Source organism: Kitasatospora sp. NPDC048407 (assembly GCF_043200475.1).
Taxonomy (GTDB): Bacteria; Actinomycetota; Actinomycetes; order Streptomycetales; family Streptomycetaceae; genus Kitasatospora.
In genome coordinates this window covers 62,886-79,195 of sequence record NZ_JBICXW010000022.1, presented here as the reverse complement: position 1 = coordinate 79,195, position 16,310 = coordinate 62,886, and the positions used below count along the sequence as shown (strand labels likewise).

Genomic DNA, 16,310 nt, shown 5'->3' with positions numbered 1-16,310 from the left:
GGCCTCCAGCGCCCGGCGCACCGCAACGCCCGCCCAGGAGGCCCGCGATGAACAGCACCCTCGGCACCACCCGGTACGTCGACGTCCCCGGCGGCCGGATCGCCTACGACGACACCCCCGGCACCGGCGTCCCGGTCGTCCTGCTGCCCGGCATGCTCGACAAGCGCGCCACCTACCGGCACCTCGCACCGCTGCTGACCGCCGCCGGGCACCGGGTGATCACCATGGACCTGCGCGGCCTCGGCGAGTCCTCCACCGGGTTCACCGACTACTCCCCCGCCGCGATCGCCGACGACCTGGTCGCCCTGCTCGACCACCTCGACCTGCGCGGCGCCGTCCTGGCCGGCAACTCCTACACCGGCGCCACCGTGGTCCGCGCGGCCGAGCTCGCCCCCGGGCGGACCGCCGGGGTGGTGCTGATCGACGCCTTCATCGAGAACCTCCCGCTGAACGCCTTCCAGAAGGCCCTGTTCGGCCTGGCCGCCCCGCTGGTCACCGCGTTCCCCGGCCTGTGGAGCTCGATGCAGAAGTTCTACTACCCGACCGCGCGGCCCGCCGACTTCGACGCCTACCGGGCCGGCCTCGCCGAGATGCTGCGCGAGCCCGCCCGGAAGGCCGCGCTGCGCGGCTACCTCACGGGGGACTCCGCGCCGGTCGGCTGGTGCGAGGCCGTCGACGTGCCCGCGCTGGTGCTGATGGGCAGCAAGGACCCCGATTTCCCGAACCCCGAGCTGATCGCCGACCGGCAGGCCGCCGCGCTGCGCGGCCGTAAGGTGATGATCGAGAACGGCGGCCACTACCCGATGGCCGGCTACCCCCAGGCCGTCGCCGACGCCCTGCTCCCTTTCCTGAACGAGCTGAACGAGGTCGCCCGCTGATGGCCCGCGCCGGACTCTCCCCCACCGCGGTGGTGGACCACGCCCTCGACCTGATCGACGCCCAGGGCGCCGAGACGCTCACGCTGGCCGCCGTCGCCGCCAAGGCGGGGGTCGCCACCCCGTCGCTGTACAAGCACGTCCCCGGGGGCCTGGCCGAGCTGCGCCGCCTGGTCGCCGTCCGCACCCTCGACGACCTGACCGACCACCTGGCCGCCGCCGTCCTCGGCCACTCGCGCGACGAGGCGGTCGCCGCCCTGCTCGCCGCGTACGCCGGGTACGCCACCCGGTTCCCCCGTCGCTACGCCGCGCTGCCGCAGGCGCCCGAGCCCGACCCGGAGCTCATGGCGGCGGGCGAGCGGCTGGTGAACGTGCTGTTCGCCGTCCTGCGCGGGTACGGCCTGGAGGGCTCCGAGGCGGTGCACGCCGCGCGCACCCTGCGGGCCATGGCCCACGGGTACGCCTCGTTGACCACGGCGGGGGCGTTCCAGCTCGCCGAGGGGCCGGACGTGACGCTGGAGCGGCTGACCGGCGTGCTGGTCGACGGCCTCGGCCACTGGCCGGGCGGACGCGGCGCGTGACCTGACGGGGGCCTGGCGCGTTCTACCCGATATGAAGAAGCGCAGCCTGCTCGCCTTTGCCTCGCTCGCCGTCGGCGTGGTCGCCTCGCTCACCGCGCCCAGCGCGCACGCCGGCCCCGAGCACACGGCCGGCACCACCCCGCACACCGACACCCTCTCCGCCCCGGACCGGCCGATCGCCGAGGAGGTCCAGGAGGACGGTTCACCGGCCTGACGGCGCCTCCCGCCTGCGCGTGGGCCCCCGCACGCGCCCCTCCACACCATTTCGCAACCGGTTCCCCACGGATCCGACACCAATGGTGCGTAACACTGTCCTTCGGTCGGGAAGTCATACCGCGTGAAGACCTTCACGGGTGACCGACAAGCACGGAGGACAGCACACATGCCGCAGGTGACTCAGCGCATCGAGCACGGCACGGGACTGATCCCCGCCCCCCGCGCCACCTCTGACGGGTCGGCGGCCGGGACGCGGTCCGACGCGCTGCCGCAGCCGGAGGGCTGGGGCGCGACGCTCGCCCGCTGCTTCGCGGTGGCCCGGTCGCTGCGCTCGCTGCGGCCGGTGACGGCGAAGGACCCGCAGCCGTACGGCGAGGTGGACGGCCAGTAGCGGCGGCCCGCGCCGGATGTGACGGAGCGTGAGCCAGGGCCCGGCCGTCCGGCGTTGCCGCCGGTCCACCGGGACGCCACCTGACGGACGTCCGACGCTGTCGGTTCTGTCCGACATTGACGCGCTCTGAACAGCAATGCTTCGATCAGTTCATACGCCAGTAGGAAGTCCACCCTAGAATTCGGCGGGTGACGACCACTCAATGGTGCTTGGCAGCAGCCGCATTGCTCGCCCTTCTCGCTCTCGCGGCCTCCGCTCGGTCCCGCGCCGTCACCCGAAACCTGCGCGGCCGGCTGGCCGCCACCGAGGACGAACTCGCCGCCACCCGCGACCGGCTGGCCGCCGAACTGGCGGACCGTCAGGCGGGTGTCGAGACGGCGCTGCGCGAGCAGGAGATGAACGCGGCCACCCGCCGCGCCTTCCTCAGCGTGGCCCGCCGCATCCTGGTGATGGCACACGACCAGCAGGCCGGACTGGACGAGATGGAGCGCACCCACGACGACCCGGTGCTGCTCGAAGGACTGCTGCGCGCCGACCACGCGGCCGCCCAGCAGGCCCGGCTCGCCCAGACCCTGGCAGTACTGTGCGGCTCCCGCGCGGGTCGCCACTGGCCGGAGCCGGTCTCGCTGGAGGACGTGGTGCGCGGCGCCCAGTCGCGCATCCTGCCGTTCCAGCGGGTGGTGGTGCACAGCCGGGTCGACACCGCCGTGCTCGGTGCCGCCGCGGAGGCGCTGATCCACGCGGTGGCCGAACTGCTGGACAACGCGACCCGCTACTCGCCGCCCAGCTCCCAGGTCTACGTCACGCTGATGCCGGTCCACAACGGCGCGGTGATCGAGATCGACGACTGCGGCGTCGGCATGACCGAGGTGACGGTGGCCAAGGCGGGCGCGGCACTGTCCGGCGGCGGCTCGCTGGAGGTGTCGCGGATCGGCGAGGTCCCGCAGCTGGGCCTGGCCGCGGTCGGCCGGCTCGCCGAGCAGTACGGCTTCCGGGTCACCATCAACTCCGCGCCCTCGCCGTACGGCGGTGTGCGGGTGGTGGTGCTGCTGCCGTCCGCGCTGCTCACCGATCCGCTGTCGGTGCCCGCGAGCAGCATCCCGCGCACCGAACCGGCGGCGGCCGCGCTGCCGGCCCGTCGCCCGGCCGTCGCCGCGGACCACGACCGGCCGTCCGTTCCCACGCAGGGCGGCGCCCTGCCGCGGCGGGTCAACCGCCGTGGCAGCGCCCCGCAGCAGCAGACCGGGTCCCGGGCCGAGGAGCAGCCCGCGCCGCCGCCGCGCTGTGCGCGCGAGGCGCAGACATTCATGTCGATGTTCCAGGCCGGGACCGCCAGCGGCCGTTCCGCCGCACAGCAGGACCGGCGGCCCGAGCAGGACCGCCACGACGCATTCCCCGCCCCCCAACTTCCCCAGCGCTCGGGAGACTCCCATGACCACAACCCCTGATCTCGGCTGGCTGCTGACCGACATCGTCGCCGTCCCAGAGGTCCAGCACGCCGTCGTGGTGTCCAACGACGGCCTGGAGATGGGCCGCAGCCCGAAGATCGGCCGGGACGACGCCGAGCGGCTGGCCGCCGCCTGCTCCGGACTGCAGTCGCTGTCCCGGGGCGTGGCGCAGGGCTTCGGCGACGGGCCGACCCGGCAGATCATCATCGAGTTCGGCGGTGGTTACCTGTTCGTGGTCGCCGCCGGCGCCGGGACCCACCTCGCGGTGCTGGCCTCCGAGTCGGTGGACGCCGGCCTGGTGGCCTACCAGATGCAGACGCTGGTCGAGCGGATCGGCAGCCACCTGACCGCCGCACCGCGGCAGGAGCACGCCACCGCCGGGGACCTGCGGTGAGGCGGGGGCCGGTTCGGCCTTACGTGATCACCGGTGGCCGCAGCCGGGCCAGCCGCAACGTGCTGGAGTTCGAGAGCCTGGTGCGGACCCTGCCGGGGGCCGCGGTCGACCGTACGGCCTTGAACCGCGAACAGCAGGCGATCCTCGGGCTCTGCCGGGAACTGCTGTCGATAGCCGAGGTGGCCGCCCACCTCGGCCTGCCGGTCAGTGTGCTGAAGGTGCTGGTCGGCGATCTCTTGGACCTCGGGGCCGTGCAGGTCCTGCCGCCGGTGCGGCAGGCCGAACAGGTCCCGCTCTCACTGCTCGAGGAGGTGCTGGTTGGCCTCCGTCAGCTCCGTTGAGCCGACCTATCTGCCGTCCACTGTCCAGGGGGCGGTCAAGATCCTGGTCACCGGCCCGTTCGGGGTCGGCAAGACCACCCTGGTCGCCGCGCTGAGCGAGATCGCTCCGCTGCGCACCGAGGAGACCATGACCGCGGCCGGCGCCGGGGTGGACGACCTGACCGGGCGTCCGCACAAGACCACCACCACGGTGGCGCTGGACTTCGGCCGGATCACCCTGAACAAGCACCTGGCGCTGTACCTGTTCGGTACGCCCGGCCAGCAGCGGTTCTGGCCGCTGTGGGAGGACCTGTCGCGCGGCGCGCTGGGCGCGATCGCGCTGGTGGACTCCCGCCGGATCGAGGAGTCCTTCGACGTCCTCGGCCTGCTGGAGGAGCACCGCATCCCGTTCGCGGTGGCGGTCAACGTCTTCCCCGACACCCCCGCCTACCCGGACGAGGAACTGCGCGCCGCCCTCGACCTGCTGCCCGACGTCCCGATCCTGGCCTGCGACGTCCGCGACCCGGACGCCGCGCACAAGCTGCTGATCGACTTCGTGGACCACCTGCGGGCCGCCGCCGAGGAGCTGCCGTGACCGTCCCCGACCACCGGGCGGCCACCGGCTGCCCGTACACCCGCGCCCAGGGCTCCGCGCTGTACGGGTCGGCGGTCGCCGAGAACCCGCACAGCCTGTACGCCCGGCTGCGCGCCCAGCACGGCCCGGTCGCACCCATCGAACTGGAGCCCGGCGTCGAGGCCTGGCTGGTCCTCGGCTACCCGGAACTGCTCGAACTGACCCGCAACGAGCAGCTGTTCTCCAAGGACTCGCGGCGCTGGCGGGTCCAGCAGGAGGGCCGGCTGCGGGCCGACTCGCACCTGATCCCGATGACCATGTGGCGGCCCACCCTGCAGAGCATGGACGGCGCCGCCCACCACCGGCTGTCCTCCGCGATCGCCGACACGCTGGCGAAGATCGACCACCGGCAGCTGCGGCAGACCACCGAGGAGGCCGCGCTCGCGCTGATCGAGAGCTGGGGCCCGGACGGCACCGCCGACCTGGTCACCCAGTTCACCCGGCGGCTGCCACTGCTGGTGTTCACCCGGCTGCTCGGCCTGCCCCCCGAGGACGGTCCGCGCCTGGTCGGGCTGATCACCGACCTGGTCGACAGCAGCAAGGACTCGCAGCGCTCCGCCGCCGAGTTCTTCGGCCTGCTGATGGACCTGGTGGTCAGCCGTCGCGCGCAGCCCGGCGCCGACCTGGTGTCCTGGCTGATCGCCCACCCCGCCGCGCTCAGCGACGAGGAGATGGCGCACAACCTGATGGTCATGCTGGTGGCCGGCAACGAGTCGTCCATCAACTGGATCGGCAACACGGTGCGGCTGCTGCTCACCGACCGCCGCTTCCGCACCACCCTGACCGGCGGCCGGGCGACCGTCGCGGACGCCCTCGACGAGGTGCTGTGGCGCGACCCGCCGGTGCAGAACTTCCCCGGCCGGTGGGCGGTTTCGGACACCGTGCTGGGCGGCCAGTACATCAGCGCCGGCGACATGCTGGTGCTCGGCCTGGCCGGCGCCAACGACGACCCGTCCGCGCACGGCCCCGACGGCATCGCCGGCAACCGGGCCCACCTCGCCTGGGGCGCCGGACGGCACGTCTGCCCCGCGCAGGACCCGGCCCGGCTGATCGTCGAGACCGCCATCGAAACCCTCCTGCACTGCCTCCCCGACCTGCAACTCGCCATCCCCGCACACGAGCTGACATGGCGACCGTCGCCGTGGTCGCGTGCCCTGGTCAGCCTGCCGGTGCTGTACAGCGCCTTCGTCCCGCCCCGCCCCGCTTCGCCCGAGAGGACCGCATGGACACCGCAGACCAGCTCCAGCCCGTCAAACTCGACCCCGTCGGGGCCGACCAGCACGCCGAGAACGAACGGCTCCGCGCCAACGGACCGGCGACCCTGGTGGAGCTACCTGGTGGAGTGGTGGTCTGGGCGATAACCCACCACGACACCCTTCAGGAACTTCTCGCCGACCCACGGGTCGGCAAGAACGCCAAGCACTGGAACCTGTACCAGGAGGGCCGGCTCCCCGAGGGCTGGCCGCTGATGACCTTCATCACCGTGCCCGGCATGACCACCTCGGACGGCGCCGACCACCGCCGCCTGCGCGGCCTGGTCTCCCAGGCCCTCACCCCGCGCCGGATCGCCGAACTGGCCCCCGCCATCGAGCAGCGCGTCCACCGCCTGCTCGACAACCTCGCCACCCTGGACGGCGACTTCGACCTGCGCACCAACTTCGCCTACCCCCTGCCCATGCAGGTCGTCGGCGAGCTGCTCGGCCTCGCCGAGGACCAGCAGGACCGGCTGCACGAACTCTCCGACACCCTGGTCAGCTCCTCCTCCGTCCCCGGTGCCGGCGCGGCCGCCGCCCGCGCCCTGGCCGGACTGCTCGCCCAGGTCGCCGCCGGGAAGCGGGCCGAGCCCGCGGCCGACCTGACCACCGCGCTGATCGCCGCCCGCGAGGAGCAGGACCGGCTCAGCGAGGAAGAGCTCATCGGCATCCTGATGCAGCTGGTGGTGGCCGGCCACGAGACCACCCTCAACCTGATCTGCAACGCGGTCCGCGCCCTGCTCGCCCACCCCGAGCAGCTCGCGCTCGTGCTGGACGGCACGGTGGACTGGTCCGCGGTGGTCGAGGAGACCCTCCGCTACGACGGCCCCGTCGGCCAGTTCCCGATGCGCTACGCGCTGGAGGACATCCCCGTCGGCAACGTCCTCATCCGCCGCGGCGAGGCCATGCTCTCCTCGTACGCCGCCGCCGGACGCGACGGCAACCACTACGAGGACGCCGACCGCTTCGACCTCACCCGCACCAACAACCGCCACCTGGCACTCGGGCACGGGCCGCACTTCTGCATCGGCTCCGCGCTGGCCCGCCTGGAGGCCGAGACGGCGCTGCGCGAGCTGTTCGCCCGCTACCCCGCCCTGCGGCTGGCCGACGGTGCGGACCCGCGACCGATCGCCTCCTTCGTCAGCAACAGCGTCAGCAGCCTGCTGGTGCGTACCTCCTGACGCACGCCTTTGGGGCCGCCCCCGCCGGGTCGACACGTGACCGGGCGGGGGCGGCCCTCGTTGCACCTGCCATGAAGAAGCTCACCGCGCTCGCCGCCCTCTCCCTCTCCGGGCTCGCCCTCGGCACCGCACCGGCCCACGCCACCACCCCCACCCCCCTCATCCAGACCGGCAGCCTCAGCCAGGCCCACGGCGTGGACACCGGCTACCACGGCGAGATGCCGTCCAGCACGGAGCTGTGCCACCGCGACCTCGCGAACTACCCCGTGGTCGGCGAGGTCGTGGAACGAGCGACGGGGGTGTGCGAGGCGGTGGGCACGACGCTCGACGGCACCAAGTAGGGGCTTGGGGAACTGCGCGACAAGCGCAGACCTGTCCGTACGGTCGCGAGCACGTGCAAGTCATTGCCCTGCGTCGCGATCTTGCGGTCGGGTCCTTCCGCTTCGCGCAGTTCCTCGCGCCCCTGGGTGCCCACCCTCGATATGGTGCGGAATGTCCGTATTTCCCGTGGCGCGAGGTGATCCCGTGGGCAGCGTGGCCGAGCAGATGGTGGAAGTGCTCCAGCAGGCGGGGGTCGAGCGGGTCTACGGGGTGGTGGGGGACAGTCTGAATCCGGTGGTGGATGCGATCCGGCGGGCCGAGGGGATTTCCTGGGTGCACGTCAGGAACGAGGAGGCGGGGGCGTTCGCGGCGGCGGCGGAGGCCGAGCTGACGGGGCGGTTGGCGGTGTGCGCGGGGAGTTGCGGGCCGGGCAATACGCATCTGATCCAGGGGTTGTACGACGCGCATCGCAGTGGGGTTCCGGTGTTGGCGCTGGCCTCGCACATTCCGTCGGCGCAGATCGGGACGGGGTTCTTCCAGGAGACGCATCCGGAGCGGGTGTTCACGGATTGCAGTGGTTGGTGCGAGCTGTTGTCGAGCCCGGCGCAGTTGCCGCGGCTGTTGCGGGTGGGGATTCAGCACGCGTTGGGGGCTCGTGGCGTCGCGGTGCTGGCGTTCCCGGGCGATGTGGCCGCGTTGCCCGCGCCGGCGCCGACCGGGCGGAGTACGTTCCTGACCGAGCAGGCGGTGGCGGCGCCGCCGTGGTCGCAGGTGCAGGCGCTCGCGGAGGCGTTGAACGCGGCGCGGACGGTGGCGGTGTTCGCGGGCGCGGGGGTGCGGGGTGCGCACGAGGAGTTGATGAAGCTCGCGGGGACGCTGCAGGCGCCGATCGGGCATTCGTTGCGCGGCAAGGAGTGGGTGCAGTTCGACAACCCGTACGACGTCGGGATGAGCGGGCTGCTCGGTTACGGGGCGTGCCACGAGGCGTTGCACGAGGCGGAGTTGGTGCTGCTGCTGGGCACCGACTTCCCGTACGACTCGTTCCTGCCGCAGGCCCGTACCGTACAGGTGGATCACGACGCGACGCGCCTGGGCCGGCGTACCGCGTTGGAGTTGGCGGTCCACGGGGATGTGGCGGCGACGTTGCGGGCGGTGCTGCCGCTGTTGGAGCGGAAGACGGACCGGTCGTTCCTGGACGGGCTGCTGACCAGGCACTGCCGGGCGCTGGAGACGGTGGTCGGGGCGTACACCAAGGGCATCGAGAAGCACCGGCCGATCCATCCGGAGTTCGTGGCGTCGGTGCTGGACGAGGTGGCCGCGGAGGATGCGGTGTTCACCGTGGACACCGGCATGTGCAATGTCTGGGCGGCCCGTTATCTGACGCCGAACGGGCGGCGGCGGGTGATCGGTTCGTTCCTGCACGGCTCGATGGCGAACGCGCTGCCGCATGCGATCGGGGCCCAACTGGCGTTCCCCGGGCGGCAGGTGGTGTCGATGTCGGGCGACGGCGGGCTCGGGATGCTGCTGGGCGAGCTGTTGACGGTGGCCAAGCACCGGTTGCCGGTGAAGACGGTGGTGTTCAACAACGGGGCGCTCGGCATGATCAAGCTGGAGATGCTGGTCTCCGGCTATCCGGAGTGGGAGATCGACAACGGTGACGTGGACTACGCCGCGATCGCCCGGGCCTGCGGGATCCCGGCGAAGCGGGTGACCGATCCGGTGAAGGTCCGCGAGGTGCTGGCCGACGCCCTGGAGCGGCCCGGTCCGGCCCTGGTGGACGTGGTGACCGACCCGAACGCGCTGTCCATCCCGCCGCACATCACCGCCGCCCAGCTCAAGGGTTTCGCGCTGGCTGCCGGGCGGACGGTGCTGACCGGCGGTGTCGGCAGGATGATCGACCTGGCCCGGTCCAACCTGCGGAACGTGCCCCGTCCCTGACCTGCGAATGCCGTCCGAATAAGGGCGAGGAAACTGGGAAAGCAAGGGAGGGGACGGCCCGTTTGCCTGTGGGGCAAGTTTGTTGCCCGTGAGGCACAAAGGGTGTGGACTGGAGTCATGACAGACAGTCCACTGGGCGACGACCAGGAGGTCGCGGGCCTCGGCGCGCGGCTCCGGGAGCAGCGGGTCACCAGCCGGCTCACGCTGGAGGCCGCGGCGGCCCGGGTCGGCCTGTCGCCAGCTTACTTGTCACGCCTGGAGACCGGGCGGCGTCAGCCTTCGCTGCCGGTGCTGCTCGGCCTCGCCAGGGCGTACGCGACCAGTGTGTCCGGGCTGCTCGGCGAGCAGGTGGCCGAGCCGGATCCGGTGATCCGCGGCGGCGTGGTCGAACCGGGCCGGGCCGGCGGCTGGGGGTACCGGCGCGCCGGTGCGCCGGGCCGTGCCATGCAGGCACTGCGGGTGCACGTCCCGCCGAGCTCGCAGGACGCCGTGGTGCGGGTGCACCCCGGCGAGGAGTGGCTCTACGTCACCAAGGGCCGGATGCGGCTCACCCTGGGCGACCGGGTGCACCTGCTCGGCGAGGGCGACTCCGCCCACTTCGACTCGCTGACCCCGCACTGCATCGCGGCCGACTCCGACACCGGTCTCGACCTGATCTTCGTCCACACCCTGCTGCAGAGCCCCGCCGGCGACCTGTGCCTCGGCGACGCCCCCCGCCTGTAGCCCCCGCACCCCCCGTCCGCCACCACCGTCAGGAGACCGCCATGGCCGACACCAAGCCCGCCGTCCCGCAGTACAAGGAGACCGTCGACGCGGGCTACCGCGCCTCGAACCGGGTGTGGATCCGGGTCTGGATCTACATCGTCTCGGGCCACGGTTTCGTGGGCTTCCTCTTCCTGCTGTTCTACGTCGGCCGCCACGGCAAGTAACCGGCCCCGTCAGGGGCCCAGTACGGTGCACAGCGCGTCCAGGGCGGCCTCGAAGGCGTGGTCGGGCGGCGTGCCGTAACCGACCACCAGCGCCGGGGGCCACTCCGGCGGCCGGTCCGCGCCCTCGGCCCGGCTCCACCCCAGGGTGTGCACCCGCAGCCCCGCCCGCAGCGCGCGGGCCTGGAGTTCGTCCTCGCCCGGGGAATCCCCGGGCAGTTCCAGGACGGCGTGCAGGCCCGCGCTTATCCCCGTCACCCGCACCCGCGGGGCCCGCTCGGCGAGCACCTCGACCAGCCGGTCGCGGCGGCGACGCAGCAGTTGGCGGCTGCGCCGGACATGCCGGTCGTAGCCGCCGGATTCGATCAGTTCCGCCAGCGTCAGCTGCTCCAGGGCGCCGCTCTGGCCGTCCGCCAGCTGCTTGTGCCGCCCCACCGGCTCCACCAGCGCGGCCGGCAGCGCCAGCCAGGCCAGCCGCACGCCCGGCGCCAGCGACTTGGACGCGGTGCCCGCGTACACCACCCGCTCCGGGTCCAGCGCCTGCATCGCCCCGATCGCGTGCCGGTCGTAGCGGAACTCGCCGTCGTAGTCGTCCTCGAGCAGATAACCGCCGACCTGCCGCGCCCAGTCCACCGCCTCCGCCCGCCGGGCCGCCCGCAACGGCATCCCGATCGGGAACTGGTGCGCGGGCGTCAACAGCGCCAATCCGGCGTCGGTGCAAGCCAGTTCAGCCGTCACCGCGCCGCCCGCGTCCAGCCGCAGCGGACGCATCGGCAGCCCCTGTGCGGCGAGCACCGCGTGCTGCGGCGGCAGCCCGTACGCCTCCACCGCGACCGCCCCGAGACCCTGCTCGCGCAGCGCCGCGCAGACCAGGCCGAGACCCTGCTGCACGCCCGAACAGATCAGCAGCCGCTCCGGATCGGTCCGCACCCCCCGGGCCCTCGCCAGGTAGCCGGCCAGCGCCCGGCGCAGCTCGATCCGGCCCCGCGGGTCGCCGTACCCGAATGCGTCGTGCGGTGCGGTCGCCAGCGCCCGGCGGGCCGCCGCGAGCCACGCGCCGCGCGGGAACCGGCTCAAGTCGGGCGAGCCCGGCTTCAGGTCGTACCGCAGCGCGACGGGCTGCCGCAGGCCCGGCGGCGGTGCGGCCGGCGCGCGCTGCGGGCCGCGCTCCGCGACCACCGTGCCCGACCCCTGGCGGGACATCAGCCAGCCCTCCGCGACGAGTTGGGTGTACGCCTCGGCGACGGTGTTGCGGGCGATCCCGAGGTCGGCCGCGAGCGCCCGGGAGGACGGCAGCCGGGTGCCGGACGCGAGCCGGCCGTCCCGCACAGCCGTGCGCAACGCGTCCTCCAGGGCGGCCCGCAGACCGAGACCGCGAGTGCGCCCGGCAGTCAGGTCGAGATGCAGATCGCCGCCGAAAGTGGCCCAGGAACTCATCCCCCCAATGAACCACACCACCGGGCCAACCCCCGCCTAGCGTGGGGTTCATGACCGACCAGACCCCCGCCCCCGCCCAGCGCCTCGCCCTCGCCCGCGTCGCCCCCGAGTTCCACCGCAACCTGATCGCCCTCGACCGCCTCGCCCGGGCCGGCCTCGGCGACCCCGTCATCGCCAACCTGGTCGACCTGCGCGCCTCCCAGATCAACGGCTGCGCGTTCTGCCTCGACATCCACTCCCAGGACGCCCGCGAGAACGGCGAAGCCGAACACCGCCTGCACACGCTGTCCGCATGGCGCGAGACGCCGTTCTTCACCCCCCGCGAGCGCGCTGCGCTGGCCCTCACCGAGGCCATCACCCTGGTCGCCACCACGCACGTCCCCGACGAGGTCTTCGACGAGGCCGCGAAGCACTTCTCCGAGACCGAACTCGCCCACCTGATCGGCATGATCACCACCATCAACGCGCTCAACCGCGTGGGCGTCTCGACCCGGATGTCGCCGACGGCCAGGTGAGAGCAACCAGGGAGAGCACCACCAGGGGCGCGGGGAACTGCGCGAAGCGGAAGGCATCCGGCGGAAAGATCGCGACGCAGGACAGTGACTTGCACGTGCTCGCGACCTTGCGGACACGTTTGCGCTTGTCGCGCAGTTCCACGCGCCCCCGGTTTCGCACGCGAGTGCGTTTCGCGCGATGGTGGTGGTTGAGGTGAGTGCGATGGCCGAGATCGCCTTGCAGGTCGACGTCGCGGCGTCCCGGGAGCGGTTGCTGGCGGCGTTGGACACCCGGGTGGGGTTGACGTCGTGGTGGAGCACCGGGATCGAGCGGGACGGGGAGGATCTGCTGGTCACGGTGCCGGATGCGCCGGAGCCGCTTCGGCTCCGGCGTGAGCGTGCGGACCTGGACCGGGTGGGGTGGCGCAGTGTGGGGATGTATCCGCCGACGTGGCAGGGCACGACGGTGACGTGGGACCTGTTCGATCATCCCGACGGGTCGCGGCACACGCTGTTGCTGCTGCGCCATCTCGGGTGGGGGCCGGACACGGTGGCGTCGGTCCCGGCGGCGGCGGGCGGGTGGGCGGAGGCGATCGTCCGGTTGAAGGACTACGCGCAGAGCGGGCGTCCGCAGCCGCTTTTCGTGCCGGACGGCCACTCGCATCCGGGGGTGCACGCGGCCGCGGACTGACCACGACGCGCCGTTCCGGGTGATGACCTGCATGGAGTGGCGGCGGCGGGTGAGACTGGCAGCATGTTGGGACTTCCGGACCGAATCAACGCTTTCCTGTTCGACCTGGACGGGGTGCTGACCCAGACCGCGAAGGTGCACGCGGCCGCGTGGAAGCACATGTTCGACGGGTTTCTGCGGTCGGAGGCGGAGCGCACCGGCGCCCCGTTCGTCCCGTTCGATCCGGTCGGCGAGTACGACCGGTACGTGGACGGCCGGCCCAGGTTGGACGGCACCCGGCAGTTCCTGGCGTCGCGCGGGATCGAGCTGCCGGAGGGCACCCCGGAGGATCCGCCGGGGGCGCGGACGGTCAACGGGTTGTCGGCGGCGAAGAACGAGACCGTTCTGCGGATGATCCGCGAGCAGGGCGTGCAGCCGTACCAGGGTTCGGTGGCGTACCTGCACCGGCTGCGGGAGTCGGGGCTGCCGCGGGCGGTGGTCTCGTCCAGTGCGAACTGCCGGGATGTGCTGAAGGCCGCCGGGATCGACGGCCTTTTCGACGTGGTGGTGGACGGGATCACCGCGGCCCGCGACCACCTGGCGGGCAAACCCGCGCCGGACACCTTCCTGGCCGCCGCGAAGCAGCTGGGGGTGGAACCGGAGCACGCGGCGGTGTTCGAGGACGCGCTGGCGGGCGTCGCGGCGGGCCGGGCCGGCGGTTTCGGCACGGTGGTGGGGGTGAACCGCACCGGGCAGGCGGAGGCGCTGCGCGAGCACGGCGCGGACGTGGTGGTGGATGACCTGTCGGAGCTGCTCGGGGAGCGTGGATGAGCCCGTCCGAGGCGTTCACGGTCGATCCGTGGGGGATCAGCGAGCACGGTCTGGACCTGCCCGGGCAGGCCCGCGCGGAGTCGGTGTTCGCGCTGTCCAACGGCCACATCGGGCTGCGCGGCAACCTGGACGAGGGCGAGCCGCACGGCCTGCCCGGCACCTACCTGAACGGCGTGTTCGAGCTGCGTCCGCTGCCGTACGCGGAGAGCGGCTACGGCTTCCCGGAGTCCGGGCAGAGCGTCATCAACGTCACCAACGGCAAGCTGATCCGGCTGCTGGTCGACGACGAGCCGTTCGACCTGCGGTACGGCGAACTGCGCAGCCACCGGCGCAGCCTGGACTTCCGGGACGGCATCCTGCGCCGGGAGGCCGAGTGGACCTCGCCGGCCGGGCGGACGGTGCGGGTCAGCTCCCGCCGGCTGGTGTCGCTGACGCAGCGGGCGGTGTGCGCGATCGACTACTCGGTGGAGGCCGTGGACCGCCCGGTCCGGATCGTGCTGCAGTCCGAACTGGTCGCCAACGAGCAGATGCCGGGCGGCGGGGACGGCGACCCGCGGGCGGCGGCCGTGCTGGAGGCCCCGCTGACGGCCGAACTGCGGCACGCCGACGGGACGAAGGGCGTGCTGGTGCACCGCACCCGGTTCTCCGGGCTGCGGGTCGCCGCCGGGATCGACCACGTGATCGACGGGCCGGAGCGGATCGACACCGCCGCCGAGTCCTCGGAGGACCAGACCCGGATCACCATCACCACGGTGCTGAACGCCGGCCAGAAGCTGCGCCTGGTGAAGTTCGTGGCGTACGGCTGGTCGGCGACCCGTTCGCTGCCCGCCGTCCGCGACCAGGTGGAGGCGGCGCTGACCGCCGCCCGGTACACCGGCTGGGACGGCCTGGTGGACGAGCAGAAGGAGTTCCTGGGCCGGTTCTGGGGCGACAACGACGTCGAGATCGAGGGCGACGTCGAACTCCAGCAGGCCGTCCGGTTCGCGCTGTTCCACGTATTGCAGGCGGGTGCCCGCAGCGAGGAACGGGCCATCCCCGCAAAGGGGTTGACCGGCCCCGGGTACGACGGGCACTCGTTCTGGGACACCGAGACCTTCGTGCTGCCGGTGCTCACCTACTGCCTGCCGGAGGCCGTCAAGCAGGCGCTGCGCTGGCGGCACACCACGCTGCCGATGGCCCGTGAGCGAGCCGCCCAACTGGGCCTGGCGGGTGCGGTGTTCCCGTGGCGGACGATCCGCGGCGAGGAGTGCTCCGGGTACTGGCCGGCCGGCACCGCCGCGTTCCACATCGGCGCCGACATCGCGGCCGCCGTGGTCCGCTACATCCGGGCCACCGGCGACACCGAGTTCGAACGCACCCACGGCCTGGAACTGCTGGTGGAGACCGCCCGGATGTGGCGTTCGCTGGGCCACCACGACGCCAAGGGCAACTTCCGGATCGAGGGCGTCACCGGCCCCGACGAGTACAGCGCGGTCGCCGACAACAACGTCTTCACCAACGTGATGGCGCAGGCGAACCTGTGGAACGCCGCCGACGCCGCGCTGAAGTACCTGCACGAGGCGTCGGCGTTCGGGGTGGACACCGAGGAGGCCGCCGCCTGGCGCGACGCCGCCGACAAGATGTTCATCCCGTACGACGAGCAGATCGGCGTTCACCCGCAGGCCGACGGCTTCACCGACCACCAGATGTGGGACTTCGAGGCCACCCCGCCCGAGAAGTACCCGCTGCTGCTGCACTACCCGTACTTCGACCTGTACCGGAAGCAGGTCGTCAAACAGGCTGACCTGGTGCTCGCCATGCAGACCCGCGGCGACCTCTTCACCCCCGAGCAGAAGGCCCGGAACTTCGCCTACTACGAGCGCCTGACCGTCCGCGACTCCTCGCTGTCCGCCTGCACCCAGGCCGTCATCGCCGCCGAGGTCGGCCAGCTCGACCTGGCGTACGACTACACCGCCGAAGCCGCCCTGATGGACCTGCACGACCTCGGTGGCAACACCCGCGACGGCCTGCACATGGCCTCGCTGGCCGGCGCCTGCATCGCCCTGGTGGCCGGCTTCGGCGGCCTGCGCGACCACAGCGAACACCTGTCGTTCCGCCCCCGGCTGCCCGCCGGACTGCAACGGCTGTGCTTCTCCATGAGCGTCCGCGAACACCTGCTGCGGGTCGACATCACCCACGCCACCACCACCTACACCCTCCGCCGCGGCAGCGTGCTGGCCGTCCTGCACGACGAGGAACCGCTGCACGTCGAAGCCGGCAAGCCCGTCAGCCGCCCCACCAAGAAGATCGGCACCCCCGCCGAGCGGCCCACCCAGCCGCCCGGCCGCGAACCGGCCCGCCGGCACAGCCAGGCCGGCGTCCAAGTCGGCGCCGTCGACCATCTACCGGCCGAGTGATGCA

The 16,310-nt window shown here is 72.6% G+C and carries 18 protein-coding genes; 17 read left to right on the top strand and 1 reads right to left on the bottom strand.

Translation table 11 applies throughout. The features are described from left to right. The first annotated feature begins 47 nt into the window (after positions 1–47). The 13 genes from ACGFWJ_RS30330 to ACGFWJ_RS30270 all read left to right on the top strand — a co-directional run bounded on the left by ACGFWJ_RS30330 (position 48) and on the right by ACGFWJ_RS30270 (position 10,481). The gene (locus ACGFWJ_RS30330; RefSeq protein ID WP_387640614.1) at positions 48–878 is read left to right on the top strand and encodes an alpha/beta fold hydrolase; all 831 of its coding nucleotides are present in this window, start codon (positions 48–50) and stop codon (positions 876–878) included. Then, the gene (locus ACGFWJ_RS30325; protein ID WP_392955231.1) at positions 878–1,456 is read left to right on the top strand and encodes a TetR-like C-terminal domain-containing protein; all 579 of its coding nucleotides are present in this window, start codon (positions 878–880) and stop codon (positions 1,454–1,456) included. The genes ACGFWJ_RS30330 and ACGFWJ_RS30325 overlap by 1 nt, the downstream gene beginning before the upstream one ends. Positions 1,457–1,487: 31 nt before the next feature. Beyond that, a complete protein-coding gene (locus ACGFWJ_RS30320) occupies positions 1,488–1,670 on the top strand; it encodes a hypothetical protein (protein ID WP_392955229.1) in 183 nt (60 codons plus the stop codon). A 168-nt stretch (positions 1,671–1,838) separates the two neighbouring features. Continuing rightward, the gene (locus tag ACGFWJ_RS30315) at positions 1,839–2,063 is read left to right on the top strand and encodes a hypothetical protein (protein WP_387640606.1); all 225 of its coding nucleotides are present in this window, start codon (positions 1,839–1,841) and stop codon (positions 2,061–2,063) included. A gap of 188 nt (positions 2,064–2,251) precedes the next feature. Next, positions 2,252–3,511: a sensor histidine kinase gene (locus ACGFWJ_RS30310; RefSeq protein WP_392955227.1), complete on the top strand. Its 1,260-nt coding sequence runs from the start codon at positions 2,252–2,254 to the stop codon at positions 3,509–3,511. Then, positions 3,495–3,905: a roadblock/LC7 domain-containing protein gene (locus tag ACGFWJ_RS30305; protein WP_387640602.1), complete on the top strand. Its 411-nt coding sequence runs from the start codon at positions 3,495–3,497 to the stop codon at positions 3,903–3,905. Before ACGFWJ_RS30310 ends, ACGFWJ_RS30305 begins: the two co-directional genes overlap by 17 nt. 23 nt (positions 3,906–3,928) lie before the next feature. Then, the gene (locus tag ACGFWJ_RS30300; protein WP_392955225.1) at positions 3,929–4,246 is read left to right on the top strand and encodes a DUF742 domain-containing protein; all 318 of its coding nucleotides are present in this window, start codon (positions 3,929–3,931) and stop codon (positions 4,244–4,246) included. Continuing rightward, on the top strand, positions 4,224–4,820 hold the full coding sequence (locus ACGFWJ_RS30295; RefSeq protein WP_387640596.1) for an ATP/GTP-binding protein: 597 nt from the start codon (positions 4,224–4,226) through the stop codon (positions 4,818–4,820). Before ACGFWJ_RS30300 ends, ACGFWJ_RS30295 begins: the two co-directional genes overlap by 23 nt. A gap of 1,261 nt (positions 4,821–6,081) precedes the next feature. Further along, positions 6,082–7,293, top strand: a complete 1,212-nt coding sequence (locus ACGFWJ_RS30290; RefSeq protein ID WP_392955223.1) for a cytochrome P450 — start codon at positions 6,082–6,084, stop codon at positions 7,291–7,293. A 71-nt stretch (positions 7,294–7,364) separates the two neighbouring features. Beyond that, a complete protein-coding gene (locus ACGFWJ_RS30285; RefSeq protein WP_392955221.1) occupies positions 7,365–7,634 on the top strand; it encodes a hypothetical protein in 270 nt (89 codons plus the stop codon). A 205-nt stretch (positions 7,635–7,839) separates the two neighbouring features. Beyond that, positions 7,840–9,552 (top strand): pyruvate dehydrogenase, encoded by a 1,713-nt coding sequence (locus ACGFWJ_RS30280; protein ID WP_392955267.1) that lies wholly within the window; start codon positions 7,840–7,842, stop codon positions 9,550–9,552. Positions 9,553–9,669: 117 nt separating this feature from the next. After that, positions 9,670–10,275: a helix-turn-helix domain-containing protein gene (locus tag ACGFWJ_RS30275; protein WP_387866912.1), complete on the top strand. Its 606-nt coding sequence runs from the start codon at positions 9,670–9,672 to the stop codon at positions 10,273–10,275. 41 nt (positions 10,276–10,316) lie between these two features. Next, the gene (locus ACGFWJ_RS30270; RefSeq protein WP_157815763.1) at positions 10,317–10,481 is read left to right on the top strand and encodes a DUF6126 family protein; all 165 of its coding nucleotides are present in this window, start codon (positions 10,317–10,319) and stop codon (positions 10,479–10,481) included. Between the two features lie 9 nt (positions 10,482–10,490). Here the strand turns inward: ACGFWJ_RS30270 and ACGFWJ_RS30265 are convergent, their stop codons facing one another. Further along, entirely contained in the window at positions 10,491–11,915 is a 1,425-nt protein-coding gene (locus tag ACGFWJ_RS30265) for a PLP-dependent aminotransferase family protein (RefSeq protein ID WP_387640585.1), read from the bottom strand. A 50-nt stretch (positions 11,916–11,965) separates the two neighbouring features. Between ACGFWJ_RS30265 and ACGFWJ_RS30260 the strand changes: the two genes are divergently transcribed. From ACGFWJ_RS30260 to ACGFWJ_RS30245, 4 genes are all read left to right on the top strand, one after another. After that, positions 11,966–12,430: a carboxymuconolactone decarboxylase family protein gene (locus ACGFWJ_RS30260; RefSeq protein WP_392955218.1), complete on the top strand. Its 465-nt coding sequence runs from the start codon at positions 11,966–11,968 to the stop codon at positions 12,428–12,430. Between the two features lie 202 nt (positions 12,431–12,632). Beyond that, entirely contained in the window at positions 12,633–13,100 is a 468-nt protein-coding gene (locus ACGFWJ_RS30255) for an SRPBCC domain-containing protein (protein ID WP_387640579.1), read from the top strand. A gap of 63 nt (positions 13,101–13,163) precedes the next feature. Next, positions 13,164–13,910, top strand: a complete 747-nt coding sequence (locus ACGFWJ_RS30250; protein WP_387866914.1) for an HAD family hydrolase — start codon at positions 13,164–13,166, stop codon at positions 13,908–13,910. Beyond that, positions 13,907–16,306, top strand: a complete 2,400-nt coding sequence (locus ACGFWJ_RS30245) for a glycoside hydrolase family 65 protein (protein WP_392955215.1) — start codon at positions 13,907–13,909, stop codon at positions 16,304–16,306. The genes ACGFWJ_RS30250 and ACGFWJ_RS30245 overlap by 4 nt, the downstream gene beginning before the upstream one ends. Positions 16,307–16,310 lie beyond the last annotated feature (4 nt).